General features: G+C 51.5%; 10 protein-coding genes. 8 read left to right on the plus strand and 2 right to left on the minus strand.

Annotated elements, in window-relative coordinates; translation table 11 throughout:
- Positions 1–261: 261 nt before the first annotated feature.
- On the minus strand, positions 262–390 hold the full coding sequence (locus V2I46_02270) for a hypothetical protein (protein MEE4176314.1): 129 nt from the start codon (positions 388–390) through the stop codon (positions 262–264).
- A 771-nt stretch (positions 391–1,161) separates the two neighbouring features.
- On the opposite strand from V2I46_02270, the gene V2I46_02275 reads away from it, so the two are divergent.
- The 8 genes from V2I46_02275 (at position 1,162) to V2I46_02310 (ending at position 9,964) form a co-directional block, all read left to right on the plus strand.
- Positions 1,162–3,510, plus strand: coding sequence for a TonB-dependent receptor (locus V2I46_02275; GenBank protein MEE4176315.1), 2,349 nt, complete (start codon positions 1,162–1,164; stop codon positions 3,508–3,510).
- Between the two features lie 2 nt (positions 3,511–3,512).
- A complete protein-coding gene (locus tag V2I46_02280) occupies positions 3,513–4,328 on the plus strand; it encodes a DUF4249 domain-containing protein (protein MEE4176316.1) in 816 nt (271 codons plus the stop codon).
- 298 nt (positions 4,329–4,626) lie between these two features.
- Positions 4,627–5,397, plus strand: a complete 771-nt coding sequence (locus V2I46_02285; GenBank protein ID MEE4176317.1) for a class I SAM-dependent methyltransferase — start codon at positions 4,627–4,629, stop codon at positions 5,395–5,397.
- A gap of 337 nt (positions 5,398–5,734) precedes the next feature.
- Complete coding sequence (locus V2I46_02290) at positions 5,735–6,379, plus strand: class I SAM-dependent methyltransferase (GenBank protein ID MEE4176318.1); 645 nt, start codon at positions 5,735–5,737, stop codon at positions 6,377–6,379.
- A 45-nt stretch (positions 6,380–6,424) separates the two neighbouring features.
- Positions 6,425–6,838, plus strand: a complete 414-nt coding sequence (locus V2I46_02295) for a hypothetical protein (protein ID MEE4176319.1) — start codon at positions 6,425–6,427, stop codon at positions 6,836–6,838.
- Positions 6,839–6,959: 121 nt separating this feature from the next.
- On the plus strand, positions 6,960–7,151 hold the full coding sequence (locus V2I46_02300) for a hypothetical protein (protein ID MEE4176320.1): 192 nt from the start codon (positions 6,960–6,962) through the stop codon (positions 7,149–7,151).
- A gap of 232 nt (positions 7,152–7,383) precedes the next feature.
- Positions 7,384–8,454, plus strand: a complete 1,071-nt coding sequence (locus V2I46_02305) for a Fic/DOC family N-terminal domain-containing protein (protein ID MEE4176321.1) — start codon at positions 7,384–7,386, stop codon at positions 8,452–8,454.
- 100 nt (positions 8,455–8,554) lie between these two features.
- A complete protein-coding gene (locus V2I46_02310; protein ID MEE4176322.1) occupies positions 8,555–9,964 on the plus strand; it encodes a pyridoxal-dependent decarboxylase in 1,410 nt (469 codons plus the stop codon).
- Here the strand turns inward: V2I46_02310 and V2I46_02315 are convergent.
- The gene (locus V2I46_02315; GenBank protein ID MEE4176323.1) at positions 9,961–11,166 is read right to left on the minus strand and encodes an aminotransferase class V-fold PLP-dependent enzyme; all 1,206 of its coding nucleotides are present in this window, start codon (positions 11,164–11,166) and stop codon (positions 9,961–9,963) included. The genes V2I46_02310 and V2I46_02315 overlap by 4 nt on opposite strands.
- Positions 11,167–11,333 lie beyond the last annotated feature (167 nt).

Genomic DNA, 11,333 nt, shown 5'->3' on the forward strand with positions numbered 1-11,333 from the left:
CCGGTTGAGCGGCATTTGTAATGCCGCTCTATAAAATGGATAATTTGTAATCATATGGTTTGGTTTACCTAAACCATTCATTTTTGAAGAATTTCAAATTCTGCATTGTTCAGAGCGGAAATGCAATTTCCGCTCAGCCAGGAGAAGAGAGGTGAGAGGTGAGAGGTGAGAGGTGAGCCAATATCCGCTGGCTAGCGGAAACAGCAAATACCCAACAGCCAAAAAGCCGCGTAGCGGTGATCGTATGGTAGAAAAAGCGGGTCACCACCACCCTAAAGCCGCGTAGCGGCGACCGTTTGGCAGGATGATTACGCGGATGATGCAGGGACAGGGCATGCCCTGTCCCTGCGATTGATCCCTGGCAGCAGCAGAAATTAATAGGCCCGGCATTTATGCCGGGTTTACCAAATGCACCACGGATGGGGGCTTTAGCCCAAATCTTTTCCTTGTTGGGTTAAAACCCCCAAAGGGTGTAGTGCCCCCAATCCCGTAGCCTGAAGGCTACGGCTATTGATCCCCGGCAGGTTTGTTGATCAACTGGCCCATCCCATAATTCGTGTAATCCGTTAAAATCCGTGGAATCCTCCTACCATACTGTCGCCGCTACGCGGCTGAGTCTGGCTCTTGGCTGTTGGCTGTTGGCTCTTGGCTTTTGGCAAGGTTAAGGCTTCTTCAACTTTTCAACTTTTCAACTTCTCAACCTCTCACCTCTCACCTCTCTTCCACCTACCTTCTTCGTACCATGTTCGAATGATGTTCTTGTGTGGTTCGAGTGGGCACGAACGGGGAAGGAGCATGGAGCATGGTGCATGGGGCCTGGGGCATGGAGCATGGGGCATGGGGCAAGACCCGAAACCCGACACCTTAAACCTGAAACCTTAAACCTTAAACCAGAAACCCAACGACCTCCCCCAACCCCCCCCAAGGGGGGAGTAAGACCCCCACCTTGAACCTTAAACCTTAAATCCGCTGGTTAGCGGACAGGCGAAGCTCTTGAACCCTGCCTGCCGGCATGCAGGCTTGAACCTTGAACCCGAAACCTTAAACCTTAAACCTTGAATTTTCCTGCCAACCGCCATTTTTTATCAGGGTCATCATCAACCTTTTTCCCCGCCCGTTGTTTGTGTATAGGGGACCCGTTGTCCCCTTGTTACAGCGTTTATGAAAAAGATATTGTTCATCCTCTTTATATTGCTCCCGGGCTTCACGGTCCTGGCTGATGAGACATTGCCCGAGAACGTGGTAAGGGGGCGCATCACCGATGCCGCCAGCGGGGAGGCCCTGCCGGGCGCCACGGTGTTTGCCCGTGAGCTGCGTATCGGTGCGGCCGCCAATTCCGGCGGCTATTATTCCCTTTCGCTGCCACCGGGCATCCACGTGCTGGAGGTGTCTTTTGTGGGTTATCAAACCAGGGCCATCCGCGTGGATGTGCGCAACCAGCTCCATCTCGACATTGCCCTGGAGCCGCAGGACCAGGTGCTGCAGGAGGTGGTGGTGCAGGACCGCCGCGCCGGCGAGCACGTGGAGCGCACCGAGATGGGGGTGGTCAGGCTGCCCAGCCAGAGCATCCGCCAGGTGCCTGCCTTTATGGGCGAGGTGGATATCCTGAAGGTGATACAGACGCTGCCGGGGGTGCAGTCGGCCGGCGAAGGGGCATCGGGCTTCAACGTGCGCGGAGGCGGCATCGACCAAAATCTGATCCTGATGGACGAGGCCCCGGTGTACAACGCTTCCCACCTGATGGGCTTCTTCTCGGTCTTTAACAACGATGTGCTGAAAGACATCAGCCTTTATAAAGGGAACATCCCGGCGGGCTATGGGGGGCGGCTGTCATCCCTGCTCGACGTCAGGATGAAGGAAGGCGACCTGACCCGCTTTGGCGGCTCGGGCGGCATTGGCAGCATCTCCAGCCGGCTGATGCTGCAGGGGCCCATCCTGGAGGACCGCATCTCGTTCATTGCCGCTGGCCGCCGTTCGTATGCCGATATCTTCCTGCCCCTGGCCAATAACCCCGACATCATCGACAACCGCTTGTTCTTTTATGACCTGAACCTCAAGCTGTTTGCCAGCATCAACGACAGGAACCGCCTGCAGTTCTCGTCCTACAACGGGCGCGATGTATTTCGTTTTGGCGATCAGGACCCCTTTACGATGGGCTGGGGCAACACCACCTATTCACTTTCGTGGAATCATATCCTGAACCCCGACTGGCTGCTGGATGTGAACCTGGTTTACGGGGGCTACGACTACTCCCTGAAAAACGAGGGAGGCAGCACCAATTTCCTCTGGGAATCGGGCAACAACGACCTGGGGCTGAAAGCTGCCATTGCCTGGTTTCCCAACGATAACCACAGCGTGAAGGCCGGTGTCTCCAGCTTTTTCCACCGTTTTAATCCCGGCATCTTCAAAGGTCTCGACGATACCAGCCTGTTTGGCGAGATCGGGGCGGAGGGCTCGAATGCCCTTCAGCACGGCATTTTCATCAGCAACGAGCAGAAGCTGGGCGAGCGCTGGTCGGCAGAATACGGCCTGCGGTTCTCGGCCTTCCAGAGCATAGGCCCTGCCACGGTGTACAACTTCGACGATGACTTTCAATACATTGACAGCACTGTATATCGCCAGGGTGAGATATACAACACTTGGGGAGGCCTGGAGCCCCGGCTGGGGCTGCGCTATTCCCTCTCGGAGAACGCCTCGCTGAAGGCCAGCTACAACCGCAACAGGCAATACCTGCACCTGGCCAGCTACAGCGACGGGGGCAACCCCCTCGACATCTGGGTGCCTTCCTCCAAAATGATCAAACCCCAGATCGCCGATCAGTTTGCGCTGGGGTATTTCCAGAACATCCCCCTGAAGGGGAAGATCGTCGAGTCGTCGGTGGAGGTGTTCTATAAGGATATGCAAAACCAAATCGACTTCCGCGACAATGCCTGGCTGCTGCTGAACCCCAGGATAGAGGGGGAGTTCAGGTTTGGGAAGGGATGGGCCTACGGGGCGGAATTTTTGCTGCGGAAACTCGACGGCCGCCTGAATGGCTGGATCAGCTATACCCTGTCGCGCACCGAGCGCCAGATCGAGACCATCAACGATGGCCGGCCTTATGTGTCCTCCTTTGACCGGACGCACAACCTGAACCTGGTGATGAATTACGAGATTTCCAGGCGGCTGACCCTGTCTGCTACCTGGGTTTATACCACTGGGGCGCCGGTGACCTTCCCTTCGGGGCGCTTTGCCTATGGCGGACAGCTGGTGCCGGTTTATACCGAGCGCAATGCCTACCGCCTGCCCGATTACCACCGTCTCGACCTGGGGGCCACCCTGAGGGGAAAACACAGACCCGACCGGCGCTTCCACAGCGAGTGGAACTTCTCGGTGTACAACGCCTATTACCGCAAGAACACCTGGATGGTAGACTTCAGGCCCGACAACAATGAGCCGGGAAAAGTCGACGCTTACAAGGTTTATTTGTTCCCCATCATCCCGGCCGTAACTTATAACTTCTTTTTCTGATCATGATGAATCGCAGACATATTGTCCTGGTGCTGATTACCCTGCTGGTCTTTTCAGCTTGTTCCGAGAAGATCGAGCTTGAGCTGAATTCGAGTAACACCCGCCTGGTGGTGGAGGGGCAGATCACAGACCGTCCGGGCACGCACGGGCTGAGGCTCAGCCTGAGCACCAGCTATTTCTTCAATGAGGCTCCTCCTGCTGTGGAGGATGCCGTGGTGAGCCTGGGCGACGGGAGCCAGGAATGGCTGCTGAGCCAGGAGCACCCGGGCTATTACGCATTGCCGGAAGGCTTTGCAGGGGTGGCGGGCAATACCTACCATTTGAGCATAGATTACCAGGGCGAGACCTATGAGGCCAGCTCACAGATGCTGCCGGCGCCGGTGGTGGACAGCCTCTCCCTGCTGCCCCATCCCGCCCTGCCTGGCCGCGACTTCCTGATGGTCCATTTCCAGGACCCTCCCGAGACGCAGGATTTCTACGTTTATTATGTTTACCTCAATGGCGTGCTGCTCACCGACTCGATCAACGAGGTGTTAGCGAGCGATGACCAGGGCCTTAACGGGCAGGCCATCAGCACGCCCGTTTACCTGCTGGAGGCCGGGGATGAAGCGCCCGTGGCGGGCGATGTGCTGCGGGTGGAGCAGTACCGCGTGTCGGAGGCCTATTCCCAGTTCCTGTTCGCCCTGCGACGCAACCAGGGAACGACAGGAGGCCCTTTCACCGGCCCGCCGGCCAATGTCCCGGGAAACCTTAGCAACGGCGCCCTGGGGTTCTTCCTGGCCGCAGGCGTGGGGGAGGGGGAGATGGTGGTGGAATAAGCTTTTCGTCCCCCCTGCAACTTGCCAGACTTTGAGAAAAAGTTTGGAAAATGGATTAAAAATTTTTTCCGGATCATTTACCTTTTCGTACTTTTGAACCCGTAAAATCACTGGATGTTTATTTCTTATTCGGATATTGTTCTGTAAACGATCCCTGCCTTAAGGTTGGATCGTACCCCCGTTTTTCCCGGATCATCCTTTCCGGGGGCTGATTTCTTTTACAACCCTATTATTTAAATCTGCGTGCGATGATGAAGGCATTGCGATGCTTTCCGGGTATGCAACAATAAGAAAGAAAATGGACAACGAAAATAAGAGCATCCACGAATTTGATCTGAATATTATTTATTCGTTTTTTTCAGACACCGAACGCCAGGGTCCCGGGAACGCCGGGGAGACGCTGAAAGCTCTGGGCTTCATTGACGGTCTTACCGAAAGGTCGCGGATAGCCGATATCGGCTGCGGAACGGGCGGTCAGACGATGGTGCTGGGAGAAAACACCCCGTGTGAAATCACCGGTGTGGACTCCTGGCCGGGTTTTATTGACCAGTTCAACCAGGAAGCCCGCAAGAGGAATCTCCAGGACCGGGTGAAAGGCTTGGTCGGCGACATGGAAAACCTTCCCTTCGGGGAAGAAGAACTCGACCTGATCTGGTCGGAAGGGGCGATCTATAACATCGGATTTGAACGGGGACTGAAGGAATGGCGGAAATTCCTGAAACCGGGCGGGTACATTGCCGTTACCGAAAATACCTGGTTCAGCGAAGAACGGCCTGACGAAATCCGGGATTACTGGCAAAAGGCCTATCCCGAGATCGATACCATCCCCAATAAGGTGGCCCAGATGCAAAAAGCGGGTTATCTTCCGGTGGCCACCTATATCCTGCCCGAGACGATCTGGACCGACTATTATGCCTGGCAGGCGCGGAGACGCGAATCCTTCCTGAAAGAATACGAAGGGAACCAGGCCGCCAGGGAATTTGCCGCTTCGATGCGTTACGAGGCAGAGTTATATGCCCGGTATAAAGCCTATTACGGATATATGTTTTATATCGGGAAGAAGGTTTAGCATTCAGTATTCAGCCGCAAGGGTGCGGCCTGACTGATCTGTGCCTTTGAAAATTCCTTTCGTGGGTGAGCTTTCACGCACGAAAGGTTTTTTTTCTAGGGGAATTATCCCTTTTGATCAGATTTTTCTGAAAGTACCAGGGCAAAACGGGTTTCGACTGGACCGGCCAGGGAATGATGGTAGGCAATCCCTTCAGATAAAAGAGCCTGATGCCCGGATTTTTTCCGAGATTCGGCAAAACAGTTTTTTATTTCCCTACATTTGAAAGGGTTTCCCCAACTTTGGGTGCGAAGGATGGGAAAAACTGCAGGGGATCAACCATTTAATACAGACAGCCATGACACAGAAGATCCAGGCATTCTGGGACCAGCAGGCTGGGCGCTTTGATGCGGGCGAGGGTCGGTTTGAAGCGTTTTATGAGGAATTATTTGCCAGGATGGGTCAATACCTGGGCAAGCAGGACCAGGCGCTCGACTACGGCTGTGCCACCGGGACCAAGACCAGGGCCCTGGCTGAAAGGGTGGGGCACATCCACGGGCTGGACCTTTCGCCTGAGATGATCAGGCTGGCAAACAGCAAGAAGGATGCCCTGAAGCTTGCGAATGTTTCTTTCTCGCAGGGGACCATCTTCAGCCGGGATTTAAAGGAAAATTACTTTGACAGCATCATCGCCTTTGCCATCATCCAGTTGCTGGAGGACCCGGTAGCGGTACTGGGCAGGATCTATGAACTGCTGAAGCCGGGCGGGGTGTTCATCTCGACCACAGCCTGCTTTAAGGAGCAAATGCCCCTGAAAACCCGCCTGCAAGTGGTGACCTGGGTTTTGATGAACAAACTTGGGTTTTTTCCCCTGAACATCAACTGGTTCAGTGCTAAGGATGTGGAAAGACTGCTGGAAGATCAGCATTTCCAGATCCTTGAATCCGAAAAGGTGATGCCCGGGATTCCGGCGGTATTTATTGTTGCCCGGAAACCAGGATAATCTTAATTTTGGAACGGAAATCCTGCACCCATCCCTTAAAAAGGCATGAAAAAGGAAAACCTGTACGTATTTGTTGCCATAGCCCTGATGCTTTTCCTGGGCTCGTGTGAGGGCGGCACTACCTTCACCAAGACCCTTGACAACCGTTCGTCGGAAGACATCACGGTAAAGCTCTACACCCATTTCGGGGAAAGCAGCCCTGTAACCGTCAATTCCAATGAAAAGAAGGAGATCTACTGGGATGACCGGATGGGTCATTTTGTGGATGAGACCTACACCTGCACGCAGATCATCGATTCGGTTGCTATCAGGGTGACCAATGACAAGGTGCTTGTAATAGACTTCCTGGATCCGGCCAACTGGACCCGTGAGAGCAGGGATGGGCGGAATGCCAGGGAGGACTGTACCTTTGTGGTTACGGATGAGCACCTTGAAACCGGAAGTGATGGCGGAGGCTGAGAGGCAGGAACTTGCCGCGGGCAGGAATGGAAGGACCAGTGGGAAATTCAATGATAATCCTTCCCCAGAGGCAAGTTTTGCTGAAAGCGTTCCCGGAGGTAAATGATAAAAACCTGAGATCATGGAAAACAAGAAATTTGTATGGGGACTGGTGTTCCTGCTGGTTGGATTATTGTCAAACACCTTGTCATCGCTGAACGAGCGGTTTACCCTATTCGGGAATTTCACCGATTTTATGAGCGGATTCTTTCTGGGCTTATCGGGGGTGATGTTCGTGGCGGCCATCGTGGCGCTGATCCGAAGCAGGAGGTAAGGGGCTAAGGGGGAGGCCCGGGAAGGCGTTTTTTTGTAAAGAGATTCATCCTGAATATCAGGGTTTTAAGTCATTCCCCCTGAGGGGATATGCCCTTTCCGGGTACCTGTCCGGGTTTAAATGGATAAAAAAGCGATTTTTTTATACATATCCGACCAACTTTGTATAGTTTTTTTAAAAAATTATACATAGTTTGTTATCTTTGTATAGAAAAATAAAAAATCCATACATAATGGAAAGCTGGGGATTACAAAAACTGCCTTTAAAAATTGACCTTGAGACCAAGAAGGTTTTAAAAGCCCTGCTTTCAGCCCATGCTGCATTGGCTGAATTAAAAGGCATTGCGTCGAGCATTCCAAATCAGAACATCCTGATTAATACCCTTGGTTTGCAGGAAGCAAAGGACAGTTCAGCCATCGAGAATATTATTACCACCCACGATGAACTTTATAAGTCCGGGTTAAATCTCGATGGTTTTAAATCATCAGAAGCCAAGGAGGTGCAGAATTATATTTCTGCAATGAAACGTGGCTTTGAGCTGGTTTCAAAAACAAAATTACTGACCAATAAGACGATCCTCGAAGTCCAGGAAATCCTTGAAGACAATGAAGCGGGGTTTCGAAAACTTCCGGGAACGGTATTGAAAAAGGCTTTAAGCGGAGAAGTCATCTATACCCCGCCTCAGGATCATAATGAGATCGTGGATTTGATGTCAAATCTTGAAAAATACATCAATGATCCTGAACTGGAAGATTTTGACCCCCTGGTTAAAATGGCCGTCATTCACCTCCAGTTTGAAAGCATTCATCCTTTTTATGACGGCAATGGCAGGACAGGAAGAATCATAAACATACTGTTCCTCATTCTTCGGGGGCTTCAAGACTTACCGGTTTTGTATTTGAGCAATTATATCATCAAAAACAAGCAGGATTATTACAGCTATCTTCAAAAGGTCAGGGATGAGAATCTTTGGGAGGAGTGGATTTTATTCATTATCCGGGGTGTTGAAGTCACCTCAAGGGAAACGATTGATCTGATTAAGAAAATCAAGGAGCTGATGCTTGACTATAAACACCGCTTAAGAAAGAATTATAAGTTTTATAGTCAGGACCTGCTGAATAATTTATTCAAACACCCCTATACAAAGATTGAATTTATTGTTAGGGATCTGGGTGTTACCAGGCTGACGGCCGCAAATTATCTGAATAAATTATCTGAGGATAAAATGCTGAGAAAAGAAAAACTTGGGACGGGAAATTATTACATTAACCAAGAGCTATTTGATTTATTAACAAGGAGATAAACGGAAAAGTTTCGGGTTGGTGGCGCAAAAAAAACATCGCGGCTGAAAATATGGAAAACGAATAATAACAAGTAATTTATGAGGACAAATTTTTCCTGTTATGGATAAAGAGACCTTCCGCAAACACGGTCACGAGTTCATTGACTGGCTGGCCGATTACTTTGAGAACATTGAGCAATATCCAGTAAAACCTGATGTTCAGCCTGGGGATATCATCCGGCAACTGCCCACTGCTCCGCCGATTAAAGGGGAATCGATGGATGATATTTTCCGTGACTTTAAGGAAAAGATTATTCCGGGGATGACGCATTGGCAGCATCCCGGCTGGATGGCCTATTTCCCTGCCAACAACAGTCCTGCTTCAGTGCTTGGTGAGTTGCTTACTGCAGGGCTGGGCGCCCAGTGCATGATCTGGCAGACCTCGCCTGCTGCGGCTGAACTGGAAGAGCGGGTGATGGACTGGCTCAGGCAGATGATCGGGTTGCCGGAGACCTTTACGGGGGTGATCCAGGATTCTGCTTCTTCGGCGACCCTGGCTGCCCTGCTGACGGCCAGAGAGAAGGTCACAGGTTTGCAGTCCAATCAGAAAGGGATTCAGCAAAAACTCAGGGTGTATGCCTCCACCGAGGCGCATTCAAGCATTGAGAAGGCGGTAAAGATCGCTGGTTACGGCAGGGAGAACCTGGTCATCATCCCCACCGATGAGGCCTTTGCGATGATTCCCGATGCCCTTGAAAAAGCGATTGAAGAAGACCTCAAAGCAGGTTACCGGCCTGCCTGTGTGGTGGCCGCCATTGGCAGTACCTCCAGTATGGCCATGGACCCGGTGGATGCCATTGGCGATATCTGCAGGAAGCATAAGGTTTGGCTGCACGTGGATGCGGCCTTTGCGGGTACTGCTGCCGTGGTGCCTGAAATGCGCGGCTTTATGAAAGGCATTGAAAAGGCCGATTCGCTGGTATTTAATCCCCATAAATGGATGCTGACCAATTTTGACTGCTCGGCTTTTTTTGTTCAGGATCCCGGGATGCTGATCCAGACCTTTGAGGTCCATCCGGAATATCTGAAGACGGCTGCCGACAAGCAAGTTAAGAATTACCGCGACTGGGGCATCCCGCTGGGGCGCCGCTTCAGGGCGCTGAAGCTGTGGTTTGTCATCCGATCGTATGGGGTGGAGGGCATACAGGCCTTTGTTAAGGAACACGTGCGCCTTGCTGCCATATTCGCTGAGTGGATGAAGAAAGATCCCCGCTTTGAGATCCTGGCGCCGGTTCAGCTTAGCCTGGTCTGTTTTCGGTTGAACCCCGGAGGGCTGGATGAGGATCAGCTCAACGAATTGAACAAGCGCTTCCTGGAAAAGATCAATTCAGTGGGGGCGGTGTTTCTTACCCATACCAGCCTGAAGGGCAAATACACCCTTCGCCTGGCTATAGGTTCACGACTAACCACCGAGAAGCATGTGGCTAAGGCCTGGGATATTATTCGTCAGGTAGCGGATGAGATGCTTTAAGTTCCTTTACTTTTTTCAGCCTGTTGAAGGTATCCTTTGATGCCTTCAACCAAACGGTCAATATCTTCCCTGTTGTTGAAGAAGTTGCAGGATATCCGTATGTTATGCTGCCTGAGGCAGGTGACAATGCCCGCTTTATCAAGATAGCTTACACAGTCCGGATTGCTGTAACCCTTCAGGTTGATGCTGATGATGCCCGATTGTTCGTAGGATTGGCTGTGGGGGCTTAAGATTTCCACCGCTTCGATTTGCATCAGCCTGGCAATGGTTTTATCGGTTAATACCAGGATCCGCTTGCGTATCCTCTCCCAGCCGATCTCTTCCATAAACTCAAAGGCGGTTTTCAGGCCCAGGAGGTTCTGAAAATTGATGGTCCCAAAATTATACTGCATGGCATCGGGATAAACCGTCAGGGATGCTCCTTTGGCCGTTGGGATGAAGTCGTCAGGCGGGGGCATCACCGATAGCCAGCCTGCAATGGGGGCGGGGAAACGCTTTCGGTATTCGGGAGAGGTGAAGAACAGGGTCCCCACGTGTGCCGCACAACCCCATTTGTGAAGGGAAGCCGTAAGTAGGTCAATGTGCATCTTTTCAACATCTATGGGAAAGATGGGAAATCCTTGTGTGGCATTCACGATGAACAGCAGTCCCTTTTCTTTTGCAGCCTTGCCCAAAGCCTCCAGGTCCTGACGGAAGCCTGTGCCATATTGCACATAGGAGCAAAGGATACCGCGGGTGTTTTCATCCACCAGCTCCATGAGCTTTTCCACGGGGTAACGGCCGTCCTCCGGTTGTGCATATTTAATTTGGATGCCTTGATATTCAAAAGGCACATTGGTGGCAGGGAATTCGTCCTGGGTGGATATCATGTTAAAGTTTTCGCCAAAAGCCTTCTTCAGGGACAATGCTACCATGGAAAAGGCGGTAGAGGTGTTTTGCATCACGCTGATGTTCTCAGCCTTTGTGTTGATATGCTTTGCAAGCATCCCCCTGAGTTCCCCAACCTGTTCCATATCATCGGGCCAATACATATCCCCATGCAGATAGATCTTTTCGTATGCCTTTTCAATGGTCTTTAAAACCTTTTTGGGAATGGGCGACATTCCAGCACTTTGAAAATAGGCTAACTCTCTGGTTAATCCAAAGGCCCTGCGCACTTTGTTCCAGTTATATCCGTCGTTCATCGCTTTTTGTTTGCTCATTTGTTGCCCTGTTATAGACTCTTTCAGGTTGGTTGCTGATCATTCCACACTGATTTTTCCTTGCCCTGTTTCCATGATCTTGCCGATCAGAAAACTGGTAAAGGGGTGCTCTTCATTTAGTTTTTCAATCATGGCAGCAGAATGTTCTTCAGGAAGGGCTATCAGCA

The sequence above is a fragment of the Bacteroides sp. genome, from assembly GCA_036351255.1.
Lineage (GTDB): Bacteria > Bacteroidota > Bacteroidia > Bacteroidales > UBA7960 > UBA7960.